Annotated in this window: 23 protein-coding genes; 4 read left to right on the top strand and 19 right to left on the bottom strand. The window is 55.9% G+C overall.

Annotation, left to right across the window (positions count from 1 at the left end; all coding sequences use genetic code 11):
* Positions 1 to 5: 5 nt before the first annotated feature.
* From L1I42_RS05520 to L1I42_RS05465, 12 genes are all read right to left on the bottom strand, one after another.
* Positions 6 to 431, bottom strand: coding sequence for an NlpC/P60 family protein (locus tag L1I42_RS05520; protein ID WP_236113485.1), 426 nt, complete (start codon positions 429 to 431; stop codon positions 6 to 8).
* Positions 428 to 1318 carry a phage/gene transfer agent baseplate hub protein gene (locus tag L1I42_RS05515; RefSeq protein WP_236113484.1) on the bottom strand — a complete coding sequence of 297 codons (891 nt, stop codon included), beginning with the start codon at positions 1316 to 1318 and terminating at the stop codon, positions 428 to 430. Before L1I42_RS05515 ends, L1I42_RS05520 begins: the two co-directional genes overlap by 4 nt.
* Positions 1315 to 1941, bottom strand: a complete 627-nt coding sequence (locus L1I42_RS05510; RefSeq protein ID WP_236113483.1) for a DUF2460 domain-containing protein — start codon at positions 1939 to 1941, stop codon at positions 1315 to 1317. The genes L1I42_RS05515 and L1I42_RS05510 overlap by 4 nt, the downstream gene beginning before the upstream one ends.
* Positions 1941 to 2501: a phage tail tape measure protein gene (locus L1I42_RS05505; RefSeq protein WP_236113482.1), complete on the bottom strand. Its 561-nt coding sequence runs from the start codon at positions 2499 to 2501 to the stop codon at positions 1941 to 1943. The genes L1I42_RS05510 and L1I42_RS05505 overlap by 1 nt, the downstream gene beginning before the upstream one ends.
* The gene (locus L1I42_RS05500) at positions 2491 to 2706 is read right to left on the bottom strand and encodes a rcc01693 family protein (protein ID WP_236113481.1); all 216 of its coding nucleotides are present in this window, start codon (positions 2704 to 2706) and stop codon (positions 2491 to 2493) included. Before L1I42_RS05500 ends, L1I42_RS05505 begins: the two co-directional genes overlap by 11 nt.
* A complete protein-coding gene (locus tag L1I42_RS05495; RefSeq protein WP_236113480.1) occupies positions 2707 to 3027 on the bottom strand; it encodes a gene transfer agent family protein in 321 nt (106 codons plus the stop codon).
* Positions 3027 to 3440 (bottom strand): phage major tail protein, TP901-1 family, encoded by a 414-nt coding sequence (locus tag L1I42_RS05490; RefSeq protein WP_236113479.1) that lies wholly within the window; start codon positions 3438 to 3440, stop codon positions 3027 to 3029. Before L1I42_RS05490 ends, L1I42_RS05495 begins: the two co-directional genes overlap by 1 nt.
* 15 nt (positions 3441 to 3455) lie before the next feature.
* Complete coding sequence (gp17, locus tag L1I42_RS05485; protein ID WP_236113478.1) at positions 3456 to 3863, bottom strand: tail completion protein gp17; 408 nt, start codon at positions 3861 to 3863, stop codon at positions 3456 to 3458.
* The gene (locus L1I42_RS05480; protein ID WP_236113477.1) at positions 3856 to 4212 is read right to left on the bottom strand and encodes a head-tail adaptor protein; all 357 of its coding nucleotides are present in this window, start codon (positions 4210 to 4212) and stop codon (positions 3856 to 3858) included. The genes gp17 and L1I42_RS05480 overlap by 8 nt, the downstream gene beginning before the upstream one ends.
* On the bottom strand, positions 4209 to 4784 hold the full coding sequence (locus tag L1I42_RS05475; protein ID WP_236113476.1) for a head-tail connector protein: 576 nt from the start codon (positions 4782 to 4784) through the stop codon (positions 4209 to 4211). The genes L1I42_RS05480 and L1I42_RS05475 overlap by 4 nt, the downstream gene beginning before the upstream one ends.
* Before the next feature lie 77 nt (positions 4785 to 4861).
* Positions 4862 to 6100: a phage major capsid protein gene (locus L1I42_RS05470; protein ID WP_236113475.1), complete on the bottom strand. Its 1239-nt coding sequence runs from the start codon at positions 6098 to 6100 to the stop codon at positions 4862 to 4864.
* Between the two features lie 10 nt (positions 6101 to 6110).
* Positions 6111 to 6596: an HK97 family phage prohead protease gene (locus L1I42_RS05465; RefSeq protein ID WP_236113474.1), complete on the bottom strand. Its 486-nt coding sequence runs from the start codon at positions 6594 to 6596 to the stop codon at positions 6111 to 6113.
* Between L1I42_RS05465 and L1I42_RS16235 the strand changes: the two genes are divergently transcribed.
* On the top strand, positions 6596 to 6718 hold the full coding sequence (locus L1I42_RS16235; RefSeq protein WP_255768474.1) for a hypothetical protein: 123 nt from the start codon (positions 6596 to 6598) through the stop codon (positions 6716 to 6718). The genes L1I42_RS05465 and L1I42_RS16235 overlap by 1 nt on opposite strands.
* 29 nt (positions 6719 to 6747) lie before the next feature.
* On the opposite strand, the gene L1I42_RS05460 is transcribed toward L1I42_RS16235, so the two are convergent.
* The 6 genes from L1I42_RS05460 to L1I42_RS05435 all read right to left on the bottom strand — a co-directional run bounded on the left by L1I42_RS05460 (position 6748) and on the right by L1I42_RS05435 (position 11163).
* On the bottom strand, positions 6748 to 6936 hold the full coding sequence (locus L1I42_RS05460) for a hypothetical protein (protein WP_236113473.1): 189 nt from the start codon (positions 6934 to 6936) through the stop codon (positions 6748 to 6750).
* Entirely contained in the window at positions 6933 to 8114 is a 1182-nt protein-coding gene (locus L1I42_RS05455; protein ID WP_236113472.1) for a phage portal protein, read from the bottom strand. The genes L1I42_RS05460 and L1I42_RS05455 overlap by 4 nt, the downstream gene beginning before the upstream one ends.
* 19 nt (positions 8115 to 8133) lie before the next feature.
* Complete coding sequence (locus L1I42_RS05450; RefSeq protein WP_236113471.1) at positions 8134 to 9399, bottom strand: DNA-packaging protein; 1266 nt, start codon at positions 9397 to 9399, stop codon at positions 8134 to 8136.
* Positions 9389 to 9802, bottom strand: a complete 414-nt coding sequence (locus L1I42_RS05445; RefSeq protein WP_236113470.1) for a hypothetical protein — start codon at positions 9800 to 9802, stop codon at positions 9389 to 9391. The genes L1I42_RS05450 and L1I42_RS05445 overlap by 11 nt, the downstream gene beginning before the upstream one ends.
* 168 nt (positions 9803 to 9970) lie before the next feature.
* Positions 9971 to 10660, bottom strand: coding sequence for a DUF4336 domain-containing protein (locus L1I42_RS05440; protein ID WP_236113469.1), 690 nt, complete (start codon positions 10658 to 10660; stop codon positions 9971 to 9973).
* Between the two features lie 35 nt (positions 10661 to 10695).
* Positions 10696 to 11163, bottom strand: a complete 468-nt coding sequence (locus L1I42_RS05435) for a YcgN family cysteine cluster protein (protein ID WP_236113468.1) — start codon at positions 11161 to 11163, stop codon at positions 10696 to 10698.
* A 132-nt stretch (positions 11164 to 11295) separates the two neighbouring features.
* Between L1I42_RS05435 and L1I42_RS05430 the strand changes: the two genes are divergently transcribed.
* From L1I42_RS05430 to L1I42_RS05420, 3 genes are read left to right on the top strand one after another with little or no spacing between them, the layout of a single operon-like run.
* Positions 11296 to 13473 carry a transglycosylase domain-containing protein gene (locus L1I42_RS05430; protein ID WP_236113467.1) on the top strand — a complete coding sequence of 726 codons (2178 nt, stop codon included), beginning with the start codon at positions 11296 to 11298 and terminating at the stop codon, positions 13471 to 13473.
* Positions 13470 to 14027 carry a DUF1214 domain-containing protein gene (locus tag L1I42_RS05425; protein WP_236113466.1) on the top strand — a complete coding sequence of 186 codons (558 nt, stop codon included), beginning with the start codon at positions 13470 to 13472 and terminating at the stop codon, positions 14025 to 14027. The genes L1I42_RS05430 and L1I42_RS05425 overlap by 4 nt, the downstream gene beginning before the upstream one ends.
* Positions 14027 to 14578, top strand: coding sequence for a DUF1254 domain-containing protein (locus L1I42_RS05420; RefSeq protein ID WP_236113465.1), 552 nt, complete (start codon positions 14027 to 14029; stop codon positions 14576 to 14578). Before L1I42_RS05425 ends, L1I42_RS05420 begins: the two co-directional genes overlap by 1 nt.
* Here the strand turns inward: L1I42_RS05420 and L1I42_RS05415 are convergent.
* On the bottom strand, positions 14571 to 15452 hold the full coding sequence (locus tag L1I42_RS05415) for a hypothetical protein (RefSeq protein ID WP_236113464.1): 882 nt from the start codon (positions 15450 to 15452) through the stop codon (positions 14571 to 14573). The two genes, L1I42_RS05420 and L1I42_RS05415, sit on opposite strands and share 8 nt — an antisense overlap.
* Positions 15453 to 15613: the final 161 nt, after the last annotated feature.

Below are 15613 nucleotides of genomic sequence, written 5' to 3'. Positions count from 1 at the left end.
TATCCTCAATTCGGGAAGGTGTAGTGCGCCACCAACCGACGCTGCCATGGCGCATCAAAGGCCAGCTGAATTGTGCCTGCGCCCTCTTGCGCGTGGATCATCTGGTCGGGTGCAATCAGAATGGCGCAATGTTTGGCGGGCAAATCGCGCCGCATGCGAAACAGCAAAACATCGCCAGCACGCGGAGTTCTGTCACCTTGTCGCTGCAAATAATGGTCGGCCCGATCCTGCAACAAAGTGCCTGCTTGCGGGTCGCGCCAACTGGCTGAATAGGGCGGCACTGTTCTGGGCAAATCGACACCCAGTTCGCGGCCAACGCCCAAAATCAGACCAAGGCAATCACAGCCCAGATTCTTCTTTGCAGCTTGATGCAAATAGGGCGTACCCAACCACTCTTTTGCGGCGGCCACCACCTTTTCGGATTCAATCATTTGAACAGCACCCCGCCACTCAAATCATCACCGGGGCGCGGATAGCGCAGCACAAAATCATCGCCTGGAATATGCGGAAAACCCTGAAAATTAGCGCTATTGTTGAACTTGTCACGGCAGGTAGAAAATTGCTTGTCGCAGCCAATAATCACCCGTGCCATATCGCCCACTTCGATCAGTTCGGGCTTGATATGCGATAGGGTGAGTACATCTTCGCCCGAAGTGCGGGCGTGCTGTGCGATGCTGACGCGGTCGTTCTTGTAGGCTCCACTTTGCCAGTGCATGGTGCCTTTGCTGGCCCAGCCCTCCGCGCGCGCCTCCAGCCCCGTCACCGTTATCGTGCCGTCTTCGGCGATGGCCGTCACGGTCACCGTGCCGGAAAAGCTGGCGGAGTTAGCATCAATGCCGCAACGTCCATCGCCAAATTGCGCGTCACAATGGCGTTGATAGATGCGCCCGCGTTTTTGGTTCAATTTGGCATGGTGCGAACGCAATTCAGCTTCGAACCGATTGTCCACCTGCTTGATTTCACCAATATAGTCGCGCCGCATCAAATGGCGCTCTTCTGGCTTACGCCAATTCACCCACCACCAATCGACCTGGGCATTGGCCAGCAGCCCTGCCCGCAGCATTTGCTCGGTCAGTCTCTCATCATCCACAAAGCCAAGCACCTCTGCAGTGTCGACTGCTTCGTTGCGCTTGTCGGTCATGGCACTGGGTTGAAACCCCGCTTTGGGCTCAAACACATGGCCATCGAACGCGATCTGTTGATCATGGTCGGTAAAGCCCAATTGCTGTTCGTTGCGCAGGGTCAGCAGCCAGCAATTGCACAGGCTCGTGGCCCCACTTTTTAAATGAGCGTCGAACGCCGGTGAAAATTGTCTCACGTCAGAATCTCAATCAAAGGAATGGAAGGGATCAGCCCGGCATCGAAGCTGGACAGTTCGACATCCAGATGGTCGGTGTCGAACCGTACCGGCACATCAAACTCAAAACCTGCGGTGAGGCTGGCGCCGGATGAAGGGGCGCTGGCAAAGCTCAGCAATCCAGTGGTGTCGTCCACCGTGAAATCTGCGCCAGGAGCCAGTTCGCTGCCATTCACGGCCACGCGTACGCTGTCGGCAACGGGCTTTTTGATTTGCCGTTCATAAGGATCAAACGCACTGCCATAATGCTTGATCAGTTGAAAGTTAGTCTGGCTGCCATCGCCAAAACCCAAATCCTGATCGTAGGGGGTTACCGTCTCCTGGTTGGAACTATGATCCAACGGATCACGAAACAAAAACCCGTGAAAGCGCCCGCGCCGCTCTTCAAAAAAGCTGAGGATCTGGCGCATATCCGCCGCGCTTTTTACGCCATATCCTGCATTATATTTTCGCCGCGACTGCGCCCAGCGCGTGTTGCGCTCTTCAGCACCCGACACCAGCGACACAATATCGGTCGACCATTGCGGCCCGCCCCGCGCGCCCAGCGCAATATTGATGGGGAAACGTATATGATGAAATGCCATTAGCTTGCCCGTTGCCCCCTCTTGATCGCACCCAGCAACCCGGCAGAAATCTCAGCTTCCGCCTGGGCAAAGCTATGCGCATTGTTGGTGTTGACGGTCATGGAGATCATGATCGGCGCCTGTCCCGCATCGCTGGCGACGCCCAGTTGCCCGCGGCTATTGCGCTTCAGGGGCAGGATCGCTTCCGGCCCCGCCTCGCCCGCCAGCCCAATATTGCCTTGCATGGGAAAGAAGGTCGGGGCGTTCAAAACGCCCCCTTTGGCAAAAGGCTCTACTTTGGGGTTTGCACTGTTTGTGCCCTTAAACAGGTCGGTCACAAAGCCGGTGATCATGTTGCCCACGGGTTGCAATGCCGCCTTAACGGCAATTTGAGCAAAGGCTTTGGCAATATCCGTCAACAGGCTTTTGAGCGATTTGCCATTCACCAGCGCCTGGGTGAAGGCGTCGGTGATGGTGTCGCCTACGCTTTTAGCCAATTCTTTGATGCGCTCCAGGTCAGTATTTAAGTCGTCCAACTTGCCCGACTCACCTGTAAGCTCGTTTAATTCATCAAGATTCATGTCTGTCTCCATCAGGAAAATCGGCCATTAGTTCGGCCAGCTTCTGCCGCTCCAGCGGCGCGGCATGACCCAGCGTTTTGTGCTTGGCCTCCACCGCCAGCGCCAGTTCACGCGGGCTCGCCGCCCAAAACGCCGCTGGCGACAGGCGCAACAGGCCAAAGCCAATCTGGGCAAACTCGGTCCAGGGAAAGGGTGAAGGTGCCATCTATTGGTCCAGCGGGGCCGCGAATGTAAGGTGCAACAGTTGCGCTACGGCCTTGGCGGCGCCGAGCGCCCCGCCTTCGATGTGGCAGCTTTCCAAATCCTGATCGCTGATGGCATGGCCCGCGCCGCGCAGCCCGGCGCCAAGGATCGTGATCATGTCGCGCGCGCTGATGTGCCCGGCTTCAAAGCGTTTACCCAGCCCGTTCAAATCATCGAGTTGCAGTTTCGCTTCCAGCTCGGCCAGCGCACCGAGGGTCAGGCACAATGTGTGTGGCTTGCCATCAATCATCAACTCAATTTCGCCGCGTCGTGGATTGACCATCAAAGCGCTCCAAAGCTGATTTCACCGGCACTTTCCAACGCCACATCAAAGGTCACTTCGCCATTGTGGTTGGCGGCAAATTCGAGCGCGGTGATTTGAAACTTGCCCTCTATAGTGCCGAAATCGGGGATCAACACCTGCCAGTCCCGCACCTGTCCCGCGAAAAACAGTTCGCGGATCCGCGCATCGCTTTGCGCATCTTTGAAAATGCCACTGCCCGACAGGCTCGCGGTTTTAACGCCGCCCCCTTGCAACAGTTCCCGCCATTGCCCGGCAGATTGGCTGTCTGTGGTGTCGATGGTCTGGGCATTAAATGCCAATTGTCGCGAACGTATGCCCGCCACGGTGATAAAGCTGCCGCTGCCGGATTCGTCCAGCTTCAACAGCATGTCCTTGCCGCTTTGTGCGCCCATATGATCCTCTTATGTCTAGCTTAGTGGCTCTAATGTGATGCGCAGGCCGATCAGGGTTTTGACCCAGCCGGTGCGCGGTTCGATGCTTGTTTTGGTGTGCCGATGGTTTTGCCGCACCGCGCGAAAGCTGCTTCCAAAATCGTGCGTGAGAAACAGCTCTACCACCCGTTCGGCCACCTGAAATCCCAATTGCCGTGCGCTGCGGGCGTGCCAGAATTCCAGCTCGATCTCATGATCGAACAGCGAACTGGCAATCGCATCGCGGGGCGAATACTGATGGCTCTTGATGATGATAAAGGGCGGTCGCTGCCCCCGACGCGGCGCGTCCACGATCTTGCCGCTGCCAATCAGATTGGTCAGCGTTGGATCACTGGCCAGCAGCGTCACCAGTTCGGTCTGTAGCTCAAGGGCAAAGTCAGCCATAATGCGCGCCCTCCATTTCAATATGGGTGGCGGTGCAGATCAGATAGGCGTTACGCCTATTCAGATTTTCGATGTGTTCAATCTGATAATGTGCGCCCTGCCACTCGATCAGGTCGCCATTGGCCAGCTGCGGGTCATGGCGCAGGGTAAATTCAAACTGTGCTGCCCGCGATTTGCCCGCGCCTGCGCCTGAACCATTGCCGCTCACCTCAATCCGCGCCCAACTCTGGCCCAGACTGTTCAGTGTAAAATCAGTGCCACCTGCCGCATCTGGAGTGTCAATGAGGCGCCACAAAAGCACCCGATTGCGCAAGCTGGCGAGGCTCGGCTGTTTGCGCAAAGTACTCATAGGCGCACCTCGCAATATTTGCTGATCAAAAGATCAAATTGGGTTGGGATCACCGCGCCACTACCTGCCGTGACCACCGCTTCGCGGTGCTCATACCAGTGGCCGATCAGCCGCAGCATGGCGAGGCGCAGATCTTCCGGCACATTACCGGCTGCATCGCCAAAGCCCGTTCGATAGGTGATTTCGACCGCATCATAATCGCGCAAGCGCGGCACACTTGTGCTGGTAGGTGCCAGAAAAACCGTGCATTTACCGCTTTGCTTGTTCTGTTTCACTTCCGCCAGGGGCCAGATGGTTTCGGTGCCCGGATCATCAAACAGGCTGATGCTTTCGAGCGCCTGAAAAGGCGCAATCGGCAGCGTAATGCCGTGTCCGGGCCAAACATCGCTCACCCACTTCCATCGCTGGGTGATCATTGCTTTGCGGGTCACGCTTTCAATGTGGCTGCGCGCCGCCGCGATCAGGGTGGCGATCAGCGCATCATCATCAGCATGGTCCAGCCGCAAATAAGATTTTGTTTCGGCCACGCTGAGCGGCTCAACCGCCGGGCCAGCAACTAAAATGGAGGTCATGTCGCCCCTTCTTTCGGAAATAAAAAAGGCCGGTCCGAAGACCGGCCAGTTTGGGAGGGAAAGGCGTATTCTTGCGCTTAGGAGGTGCCAAACTTCAGGAGCTTGATGGCATCAAAATCATGCACGCCACCGCCCACACGCTTGGTGGTGTAGAACAACACATAGGGCTTGGCGGAATATGGGTCACGGATCACATTGACCCCCTGGCGGTCAACGATCAGATAGCCGCGGCGGAAATCACCAAAGGCAATCGGGGTAGAATCTGCCGCAATATCCGGCATATCTTCGGCTTCCACCAGATTGAAGCCCATAAAGTTGGCGTTGCCGCCTGGCTGTGTGGCGGGTTGCCACAAATAATTGCCATCGGCATCTTTCAACTTGCGCAAGGCGGCCTGGGTGATGCGGTTCATCAACCAGCTCGCATTCTGGCGATAGCCCGCTTTGAGGGTATAGACGAGATCAATCAGCACATCGCTTTCATCCGCAGCGGGCAGATCACCAGAAACGCCGGTCACATTGTAGCCAAGGTTGCCCCAGCTCCAGCTCGTCTCTGCCACTTGCGGGGCGGACAAAAAGCCAGTGGGCTTCTTCACGCCATTGCCGGTGATAAAGGCCGTGGTTTCTTGCTCAGCGAAAGCCGTTTCCACCTCATCGGCAATCCAGCGCTCCACATCCACCGCCGCGTCATCCAGAAAGCTCGCTGTGGCGGCAGGCATCGCATAAAGCTCAGTGGTCGGAAACTCAATTTCGGCCAGGGTTTGGCTGTTGGTTTCAGGGCGTGCATCACTTTCGCCCACCCAGCCCACGGCCGGCCCGGTGATGGAGACGGGCTTTTTGTAGATCGCTGACGAGACTTGCCGCACGCTGGCTATGGCACGGATCGGGGAAATGGCCGTCAAACGACGGGTAATTTCACCATCGGTTTCGTCTGGCACCAGATAGCCCCCATCCGGGTTTGAGCCGATCGAGAGCGACTTCTCTTCGCCCTTGCGTACATAGGCAGAAAAGGCGTCCTTATACTCGCCATCCAAGCCCAAAGCGGTGTTCTCGCCGCCCAGAGCGGGCCGCATATTCTTGGCCACCATGCGGTCCATGGCCTGTTTCTGGCTGTCCATTGCCGCGTTCAATCGGTCCAGTTTTTGGTCAAATAGTGCATCTTCCCGCTGTTTTTCCAGCGCGCTCAACCGCTCATCATTGGTGGACTTAAACTCTTCAAAGGCACCCATAAATTCGTCAAACATGGCGCTCACAGATCCATCATCTGCGCCGCCTGTATGGGCTTTGATTTCAAGTTCCGGGGTGGAATTGTTCTTCATTGATCATCCTTTAGGTGTTGGAGGCAAAAAGTTGACTGGCCCGGCGCAATTGCCGCGCAAGTTTTGGGGGCTGGATGCGGGCGCTGCCCAGCATGGGAAAGGTCACGATTGAGATTTCCCAAAGATCGACATCCAGCAGTCGCCGCGGCTTTGCCGCTTGCGCCCGGGCGGCCCTGACGGTGCGAAAGCCAATGGACAGCCCATCAATGCTGCCATGCTCGATCAGCGCGGCCAGTGCGTCAGCGCGGGGCACCGTGGCGGTTAGTTCCCCGCGCACTTTCAAGCCGATATCTGTTTCCCACACATCCAACCAGCGCCCGATGGGCTCCTTTGGATCATGTTGAAACAGCATGCGGATTTGGCGGGCCGGTCGTTTTTTAAGGCTTTTGGCGAAGGCGCCGGGCATGACCACGTCACCGCCCTGATCGATCTTGCCAAACAGGCTGGCATAGCCTTCAAACCGGCCATTGGCATCAATCATAATGGTGGCGTTCAATGGCTTGCCGCCTTGCGCAAGCGGGGCGATTGGCGGCGCGATTTGATGACCATCAGGGTTTGGGCAAATTGGCGGAAAATCTGTTGCGCCTCTTCGCCGCGCACCCGCTGGCGCCTAAATGAATTAAAAAATGTCTCTAAAAAACGCATATTTAGCTCCCGTTTCTGAAAAGTCGATTCAGGGCTGCGATTTCCTGCACAAACATGTTGAACCGCCGGTGGGCATCGGCCAGTTGCCGCATGTTCCACACCAGCAATGTCGAGGCACCGCTTGCCCATAAAAAAAGCGCTAAATGCGCCAGATCACCACGTTCAATGATGGTTGATGTGAGTTCACTCATTGTCCTCCCCTTCGTGTTTTTTGTGGGCGAAAGCCCATCAGTTCGCGCTTTTCCCGATCGGTCAGCGCGTTCAGCCCGTCAATCTGCGTCCAGCGGCCCAAGCGCTCATTGGCGATGGCCTCGACAGAGTCGAAGTCCGGGATGATTTCAAATGGCTCCTGGTAGTGTTCGCTCAGCCATGGCCCCAACGCGGCGCTCAGCCGCGTCAAAAGCGGGATAATGGTTTGCCGCCAAAATGCGCGGTTGGCCTCGCGATAATTGGCGTAGGTGTTGTCACCAGGTAAGCACAACATCATGGGCGGCACGCCGAAGGCTGTGGCAATGTCGCGCGCGGCGCTGTCCTTTGCGGCCAGAAAATCCATATCGCGGGGCGAATAGCCGATAGACTTCCAGTCCAACCCACCTTCCAACACCATCGGGCGACCGGCATTCGCCGCGCCCTGAAAGCCGTCAGCCAGTTCGCGTTTGAGCCGCGCAAATTGCTCGTCGCTCAGATTGCCGTTTTGCGCGTTGTAGACCAGCGCGCCAGACGGACGCGCCGCATTGTCGAGCAGCGCCTTGTGCCAGTCGCACGCGGTATTGTGGGTTTCAATCGCCTGCATCGCGGCGGCGGCGGGTGGCAAGCCAGCATGGTCACTCAGAGGATGCAACTGCTTCAAATGCAGCAAGGTGCGTCCGTGTGCGCCATCCAGCTTGATCTTGCGCTTATGACCATCCACTTCATAGAGATAGCCGTTCACCCAGCCATCCTTGCCAATCAGCGGGGTCACACGATCTGGCCGCAGCACAAAGAGTTGCGCGTGATCATCCACCCGCACCATCTCCACATAGGCGCTGCCGGCCAGCAGCAGATAGGTGGTCAGTTCTTCCACAAAATCGGGCCAGCTCGTCTCGCCATTTGGGCGCTTGAGCAGCGTGAGTGCGGGATGATCCGCCAGTTTCTTGTCATGTTGCACCAGTTCAAGCGGCACCCGTGACACGCTTTCCGCGATCAGGCGCACCGCCCGATAGGCGATCGGGTTTGCCATCATGCCGAGTTTGGCGTGGGCGGCGAAATCTCTACCCGACCATTTGGCCGATTGCTGCCGCATCAGCGTGATAAAGCCCGTGGCTTGCGCCTTTTGCTCCGGCGCAGCACTGTGCCCTCGGCCGCGCAGGCGGTCGAACCATAAAGCCATGAAATGTCTCCGTTAAATTCTAAAAATTGCGAATGCGCGGGCGCGCGTCTGTGCCCAAAGCCAGTTCGGTGACGGCCCACACCAAAGCGTCCATCCGGTCGGGCGATCCTTGTCCCGTCTGGCCGGGCGCAAAGGCACACATTTCGTCTTCCAAGTGCCGCAAGTCACCCACATGGCGCACCAGGCCGCGCTCATAGAGCATGGCCACGGGTTCCGCGCGCGCATATTTGCCCCGGTGCGCCCGCACCTGCTTGATCGGCAGATTGGGCACCAATTGCTTGAGGTTCAGCCCCACCAAATCGCCGCCCTGGTTGGTTTCCGCCACCACCAGATCAGCGTCGAACTGATCAAAGGCGTGGATCACCTTGCGGGCCCATTGCAGCGCTGGTGCGGGCTGAAATGATAGATCGGCCATTACATAGGTCATTTCACCCACCTGCCCGGCCACCACAATGCCGCACTGGTCAGAATGCTTGTGGCTTGTCACCGGCGGGTCGATCGCGATGAGCACGCGATCGAATTGTGCCGGGCTCCCTGCCCGCAACTCATCGAACTGCGCGTGTTGCCACAGAGCACCTTCCGCGGCTTCCAACACTTCACCGTCCAGCTCCTGCCGTCCCAACCGCGTCCCCGCATAATGGGCCGTGACCGTTGAAAAGAAATTCGGGGCCAAATTGGCGGCATTGTCATTGGTGCTGGAGCGCGTCACCACACAGTTTTTGTCCTGCATCAGTTTTTTCAGCGCCGGGATCGGCCGCGGTGTTGTCGTCACCATTTGTTGCGGTGCCTCGCCCAAGCGCAAGGCGAACTGCAGCATGTCCCAACAGCTTTGCGGGTCAGGCCATTTGCAAAATTCATCGGCCCAGGCTGCCGCAAATTGCGGCCCGCGCAAAGCATCTGGGTCGTGCGCCGAAAACAGTTTCGCCACCGCCCCGTTCGGCCATTCCAACTCGCCGCGCGACTTATGAAAAACGGGCCGCTGGTCTGCAGGGTGAATGGCCAGCAAGCCGGATACCCCCTCAATCATGACCGCCCGTGCATCGGCAATATCTTCGCCTACCAAGGCAATTGGGCTTGCCGCTTTTTGGTTGAGACCCAGCGCTTTTTCGCGCACCCATTCGGCGCCGGCCCGGGTTTTGCCCGCGCCGCGGCCGCCCAGCATCAGCCAGGTCAGCCAGTTGCCTTGTGGGGGCACTTGATCGGGCCGCGCCCAAAATCGCCAATCATGATAAAGCGCCTGCACTTCCGCATCGCTCAGCTCGGCAATCAGGTCGCTATTTAGCATTGTCGCGCAGGGCGTCGATCCGCTTTAAAATGCGTTGGCGCATCGCCGCCACTTGGTCGGGCCGAATTTGCGGTGCTGCTTCATTCGCGCCCGGTTTCTCATTCGCCTTATCGAACAGCTTTAGCAAATTGGCTATGGCCGTCAGGTCAGTGGCCTTCACATGGGTCAAGTCCGCTTCCAGCGCGTTCAGCTTCATGTCCAGCAATGTGGCCAGACGCGCCCGGAAATCCTGTCCCGATTGCGCCTTTTTCTTCTGGTTACGCTTCACCCAATTGTTGCGGCGGGCATAGGCATAAAGGGTTGCGGGCGACACATCATAGGATGCACATATTTCAACCACCCGCATATCGCTCGTTTCATAGGCCTCTTTGATCTCTCCCCATTCCGCGTCGCTCAATTTCAATGCAATTTCCCAATAAAAAACCCGCCTTTGCGGGGGCGGGTGTAAAATCTCATCAATAATGTTCAGTCGCTGGCGACCATATTGGCCGCACTTCTTCGACCATATCCAAACACTAGCAAAAGAGCGTCACATAGTCAAGGACTATTTTCCTATCCGATGCATTTTTTCTTATTTCAGCCAGGCAAAGGCGCGTTCAATGAAGGCTCCACCGCCCTGTTCAACTGGCGTGCCATGGGCCATTATCACCCGTTCCGCAGGCCAGTTTTTGATTTTCTTGAGCGCCTCCCGCGCCTCATTTCTGCGAGAAAATGTCACCCGAAATTTGCGTGGCACCTGCGGCTGGTCATCAAGCATGAGATCGAGTTTGGCCACCACCCGGCGCCAGCCGCTGAACCAGTCTTGGGGTAATTGCTGCAACAGATCGGTAAAGATCACCGTTCCACTTTGCGCGTGGAAAAAAACCACTTCTTTAGTGATGAGGTTGCCATCCATCACCACCTGATCAATTTGCCCAGCCCATTCTGGATGCGGCGTATCGCCCAACACCGAGTCAAATAAAATGTCTTTTCGCTTGGAGACCAAGCCAGGCGCAGCAAAGCTTTTCGCCAATGGATAGGCATGCATCCAATCTTTGATAAACATATGGTGCATGTCGTTCGGCGCAACCAGATATCCGACCTCACCGATCTGATTGACAGCGTCGCGCAATTCCGGCGTCAGTTCAATCGGGGACCAAACAAAAAGACTTTGATCGGCGAGCCGAATAATTACCATCCGGGTTGGATAATGAAACCCGGCAGCGGCAACGATCGGGGGGCCATCGATTGTCCAAATCTGGTCTCCGAATGGCTTTAGCATTTTGATTCAGCTCCTCACTTTATAGTCGCCAAACGTCACTGGTCGCCATTTTGTTCAGCTGTGGGATCAAATTCGGGCCAGCCGACGATATGATCCTCCCATTCGTCATCGCGCACCTGTTCTTCATTGGTGGTGCGCCCCTGCACCGAGATCCCCGCCTGATGCACTGTTTCGCGACTGCCAGATATCAATGGGTGCCACCAGGCTAGACCTTTGCCCTCCAAAAGGCGCCGATAGGCGCACGTGACGGGCATCCATCGTATTTCGGCAATATTATTTGGTGTCAGCTTCACACAATCCGGCACGATTTCCTGCCTTTTTTCATAGTTTGAGCATCTACAGCTATGCGGGTCCAGAAGCTTGCAATGCACATCAGAGGTCACGATTTGCCCCGTATCCTCGTCTTCCAGCTTGACCAAACAGCACCGGCCGCAGCCGTCACACAAGGCTTCCCACTCTTGCTCATTCATTTCGTCAAGGGACTTTTCTTCCCAAAAATTCATTGTATTCCGCCTGTGTTTTTGCTCATAAATGGGGCAGCATGTGTTATATCAGTGCTTTATGTACAAGCGCTTAGCGCCTTTTATGGGGCAAAGCATCCAATTTGGTACTCAACCCAATAAAGTGGTGAATCGGTGCAGGATCCGTTTTATACAAAGACCAAGCGCAAAAAGGCGTCCCAATTTATCCGGTTCGATGCCTGGCTGGATTCGTCGCTTTATGATTTTTTTCAGTCGCTTGGGCGCGGATATCAGACCTTCAGCGATATAATGGCCAAGTTCAAGGTCACCGGTTTTCGCCGCCTGCTGATCGAGTTGCTGTCTGACGGTTTGTCCTTTCTTGCCATCGGCCTCGTCTTAATGACTGCGCTGGCCCTGCCCTCATTTTACGCCACAGCCAGTGGCGAGTTCAACAATACAGAGGATTATTCGGTCACCTTTTTGGACCGCTATGGCAACGAAATTGGCCGGCGCGGCATTCGCACCGACGATTCTGTGCCGTTGGAGACATTGCCGATCTATATGATCCAAGCGGCGCTGGCGACAGAAGATCGGCGCTTTTATGACCATTTTGGCATCGATGTGGTGGGCATCACACGGGCCCTGATCACCAATGTGCGCGCCAATTCTGTTGTGGAGGGTGGATCATCCATCACCCAGCAATTGGCTAAGAACCTGTTCTTGACCTCAGAGCGCACATTTGAACGCAAAATCAAGGAAGCCTTTTTGGCGCTTTGGCTGGAAACCCATTATACAAAGGACGAAATTCTAAAGCTCTATTTCGACCGTGCGTATATGGGTGGCGGCAATTTTGGCATTGCGGCTGCGGCAGAATATTATTTTGGCAAGACGGTACAAGATATTTCTCTGGCGGAAGCGGCAATGCTCGCCGGGCTGTTTAAGGCCCCTACCAAATATGCACCCCATGTTGATTTGGCCGCTGCGCGCGCCCGCGCCAACGAGGTTCTCACCAATATGGTGCAGGCCGGGTTTTTAACCGAGGGACAGGTCACCGCGGCGCGCCGCGCCCCCGCGACGCCGGTTGAGCGTACCAATGAAATCAACTCGCCCAACTATTTTCTCGATTGGGCCTTTGAAAAGGTCAAAGTGTTGGTGGCAGACGAGCGCGACTCGGTCAGCTTTGTGGTGCGCACCACCATTGATCCTGTTTTGCAAAGTCATGCAGAAGAGAGCGTCAATTCGATCTTGCGCGAAGAAGGACAGGCTTATCGAGTGAGTGAGGGCGCGATGGTTGTTTTGGAGCCAAATGGAGCCGTGCGGGCCATGGTCGGTGGCACTGACTATGGCAAGAGCCAATTCAATCGGGCCACCAACCCGGAACGTCAACCCGGTTCCTCGTTCAAACCCTTTGTTTATGCGACCGCCTTGGAATCTGGTCGTTATTCACCAGACACGGTGATTTCAGATTCTCCCATCTGCATCGGTGACTGGTGCCCCCGCAATTATGGCCGTTCCTATGCTGGCCGTGTGACCCTTAAAAACGCCCTCACGCGATCGATAAATACGGTGCCGGTGCGGCTTTCGCAATCCACCGGTCGCGGCCCGATCGCGGACTTGGCGCACAAAATGGGCATCGAAAATGATTTCCCTGTCACCCGGTCGTTGCCACTGGGCGTGATTTCCACCAGCGTTATTGATATGGCGTCCTCTTATGCCGTGTTCGCCAATGGCGGCTATCGGGCAAAGGCCTACGGAATCAGTCGCATCACCACTTTGCGCGGCCAAACCGTTTATGACGCCCGTAACCAACCGCCACCGGAACGCGTTTTGAGCGAGAAAACAGTCGTCGGCATGAATGAGATGCTGCGGTCTGTGGTGACCTCAGGTACGGGGCGCCGCGCTGACGTGCCCGGCACACCCGCCGCGGGCAAAACGGGCACCACACAGTCTTATCGAGACGCTTGGTTTTGTGGCTATACCGGCAATTATGTGGCCGCGGTCTGGTATGGCAATGATAATTACAGCCGCACCAACAATCTGACGGGTGGGCGTTTACCTGCGCAAACATGGCAAAAATTTATGGCCTATGCCCATTCAAACATTGATATCAAGGAACTACCGGGCGCTGACTTCACGCGAATTGAAGACCCGATTGCACCAAGCAGCAACACTTCCGAAGACGCTGACACGATTTTGCAGCGTCCCCCCTCTCTCACGCCGGATGCCGGAGAGAAACTGCGCCAACTTCACCAATTGTTTGATCAGTTGCACACCTCAATTGAGGCGGATATTGATCCGGATTCGCAGCGCCATGCGGCGCTTAATGCCCATCAGGAGAAATCGGGGCTGTGAAGCAACTATTCTATCCTTTAATCGTTGTCGTCACCGCTCTTGTTGTGGGATTTGGGCTGAGCTATTACAGCCTGGAAGATGGTCGTGAACTCACGGCAACTCACTATGGCGTGTGGTCCGGTTGGCCCGAATTGGGCACAGCACAGATTGATCCTTATTCCCGGGCGCATTTGGCGCGGCAGGGCATGTTGCCCTTAGGTAAAGGCGAAGGGGTGCGCTTTGCCGCCCGCAAGGATGCTGAGGATAACTGGTTGCGCGGCGATTGCCGTTACACCATGCAAGGGCATATGCCCAACCATGCGCTTTGGACCGTGCAGGTCCGCAATCCTGTGACCCGTCAGGTTTATGGCCATGTGGAGAGCGGGCAGATGCTGTTTGGTCCAAATGGTGAAATCGATTTGACCATCGCCCCACAGGTGCAGCCCGGCAACTGGCTGAACACTGACGGTCTGGAGCGTATTGAATTGCTGCTCACCCTTTATGATACAAATGCGTTTTCTAAACTTGGGTCTGAGGAAATTGCCCTGCCCCAGCTCGTGAAGGAGGCGTGTTAATGGGGCGATTTGCACTTTGGTTTTTGGCTGGCTTGATCCTTGGGGGAATTATCCATCTCAGCGTGATTTTGCTTGTGCCCAACTTTGCCGAGCGAGATGCCTGGTCGCGTCTGGCCAAGATTGCACCCGATCAGGCCTTTATTGCGCTCGATCATGGGAACGAGGAATTGGCCCGTGCCCTGCAACTGGACCCCGCCCTAAGCTATGGTGTTTGCCAGTTTGATCTGGCGCGTGGCCCCATGTTCATTGACGGCAAGCTGCCACATAGTTTCTGGTCGATCGCGGTTGCCGCCCGCGACGGTCGGGTGATCTATTCCACCACCAGCCGGGCGGGCAGCGGGGATGAAATTAAGATCGGGGTATTTAACCCGGCTCAATCCCGTCTGCTGGCGGAAGAAGGCTTAGATATCGGTCAGGGCTTTTTGATTGTGAACGCACCCAGCGATCAACTCACCGCAATTGTTCGGCTCTGGCCAGACCATGATGCGTTGCGTCAGCGCTATGATCAGGCGCTGGAGAGCATCAGTTGCACGCAAGACAGCGTTATTTAAGGATTTCCGCCTCAGCGGGTATGTTGTAATCCATGTTCTCATAGCGCGATTGCAGCGCTGGCAGTTCCTGATGCGCCGTGTAGGTCTGGTCCGTGAACGGGTCACAGAATTCACCTCGCTTGGCACGATCTACAAAAATGGCCAGACGGTTCAGTGCGACATTCGACAACCCGGCTTCTTGGTGAGGTGTTTCCACCAACAGTCGATTAAGCGCCACATCATAGCTTTTGTAGCGATAATCCAGCGCGCGCGTGAACCAAGCAATCACATTGGCGTTTTCAAACTCGCGAGTCCGCACTTCCTTACGCACCGCATCATTGTTGGGGTATAGCCCTTCCATTGCCGTATTGCGCCGTCGTTCCACCTCCATCACGTCACAGATCGCGGCAAAGGTGCCAGGAATGGTTTTCAAATCGGTGTCTGCATCTTCAGCGATCGTGACATATCGTGTATTGGTTGACCGATAATCATCCAATCGCAATTGGGTGTAATAACGGTCAGTATTAAAGTTGAGATCAGTCGGCGGGCTAAGGCGCGTGCGCTGGCGCTCCACAGCTGCGTCAAACATCCAGTCGCTGGCATGCGGTGCGATCAGGAATCGCCAAACGCGATTGCGCATGAGCTTTTCTTCGTCGGTCAGTATAAACCGGGACACAGGTTCTTCGCGGCTGCTGGCGCTCATGGCCCCCACGCGCGGCAATATTTCATCATGAATTACGCTGTCTTCGGCGCGGCCAAAATCACCTACAGGCCGGGCACAGGCGCCAAGCACCAATAAGGGCAACAGCAATGTCAGCGTCGCAGCTTTGCTAGTGCGGCTTGCGCACTTTATTTTTCCGGCGTTTCTTTTCACTTGCACTGTTGGCTCGTTCATAACGTACACCCGGAAAAATCACGATATTTTCCGCGTTCATATCTAGTTTGACATGCCGCGAAGTTCGGCGCTGCGGTTGAAAAAACAATATCTTCCCCATTGGGGACCTCATCAAAAAATCTGTGTTTATGTCTTCATAAAGCTCTCAATACTCACAATCG

Origin of the sequence: Maritalea mediterranea (assembly GCF_021568695.1) — a bacterium.
GTDB classification, from domain to species: domain Bacteria; phylum Pseudomonadota; class Alphaproteobacteria; order Rhizobiales; family Devosiaceae; genus Maritalea; species Maritalea mediterranea.
This window is presented reverse-complemented; position numbering and strand designations above follow the sequence as displayed.

Excerpts from the sequence above, each read along its gene's own strand:
- L1I42_RS05520 (WP_236113485.1), bottom strand. The coding sequence starts at position 431 with ATGATTGAATCCGAAAAGGTGGTGGCCGCCGCAAAAGAGTGGTTGGGT.
- L1I42_RS05510 (WP_236113483.1), bottom strand. The coding sequence starts at position 1,941 with ATGGCATTTCATCATATACGTTTCCCCATCAATATTGCGCTGGGCGCG.
- L1I42_RS05505 (WP_236113482.1), bottom strand. The coding sequence starts at position 2,501 with ATGAATCTTGATGAATTAAACGAGCTTACAGGTGAGTCGGGCAAGTTG.
- L1I42_RS05500 (WP_236113481.1), bottom strand. The coding sequence starts at position 2,706 with ATGGCACCTTCACCCTTTCCCTGGACCGAGTTTGCCCAGATTGGCTTT.
- L1I42_RS05495 (WP_236113480.1), bottom strand. The coding sequence starts at position 3,027 with ATGGTCAATCCACGACGCGGCGAAATTGAGTTGATGATTGATGGCAAG.
- L1I42_RS05490 (WP_236113479.1), bottom strand. The coding sequence starts at position 3,440 with ATGGGCGCACAAAGCGGCAAGGACATGCTGTTGAAGCTGGACGAATCC.
- gp17 (WP_236113478.1), bottom strand. The coding sequence starts at position 3,863 with ATGGCTGACTTTGCCCTTGAGCTACAGACCGAACTGGTGACGCTGCTG.
- L1I42_RS05480 (WP_236113477.1), bottom strand. The coding sequence starts at position 4,212 with ATGAGTACTTTGCGCAAACAGCCGAGCCTCGCCAGCTTGCGCAATCGG.
- L1I42_RS05475 (WP_236113476.1), bottom strand. The coding sequence starts at position 4,784 with ATGACCTCCATTTTAGTTGCTGGCCCGGCGGTTGAGCCGCTCAGCGTG.
- L1I42_RS05470 (WP_236113475.1), bottom strand. The coding sequence starts at position 6,100 with ATGAAGAACAATTCCACCCCGGAACTTGAAATCAAAGCCCATACAGGC.
- L1I42_RS16235 (WP_255768474.1), top strand. The coding sequence starts at position 6,596 with ATGGCTTGCCGCCTTGCGCAAGCGGGGCGATTGGCGGCGCGATTTGAT.
- L1I42_RS05460 (WP_236113473.1), bottom strand. The coding sequence starts at position 6,936 with ATGAGTGAACTCACATCAACCATCATTGAACGTGGTGATCTGGCGCAT.
- L1I42_RS05455 (WP_236113472.1), bottom strand. The coding sequence starts at position 8,114 with ATGGCTTTATGGTTCGACCGCCTGCGCGGCCGAGGGCACAGTGCTGCG.
- L1I42_RS05450 (WP_236113471.1), bottom strand. The coding sequence starts at position 9,399 with ATGCTAAATAGCGACCTGATTGCCGAGCTGAGCGATGCGGAAGTGCAG.
- L1I42_RS05440 (WP_236113469.1), bottom strand. The coding sequence starts at position 10,660 with ATGCTAAAGCCATTCGGAGACCAGATTTGGACAATCGATGGCCCCCCG.
- L1I42_RS05435 (WP_236113468.1), bottom strand. The coding sequence starts at position 11,163 with ATGAATTTTTGGGAAGAAAAGTCCCTTGACGAAATGAATGAGCAAGAG.
- L1I42_RS05420 (WP_236113465.1), top strand. The coding sequence starts at position 14,027 with ATGGGGCGATTTGCACTTTGGTTTTTGGCTGGCTTGATCCTTGGGGGA.
- L1I42_RS05415 (WP_236113464.1), bottom strand. The coding sequence starts at position 15,452 with ATGAACGAGCCAACAGTGCAAGTGAAAAGAAACGCCGGAAAAATAAAG.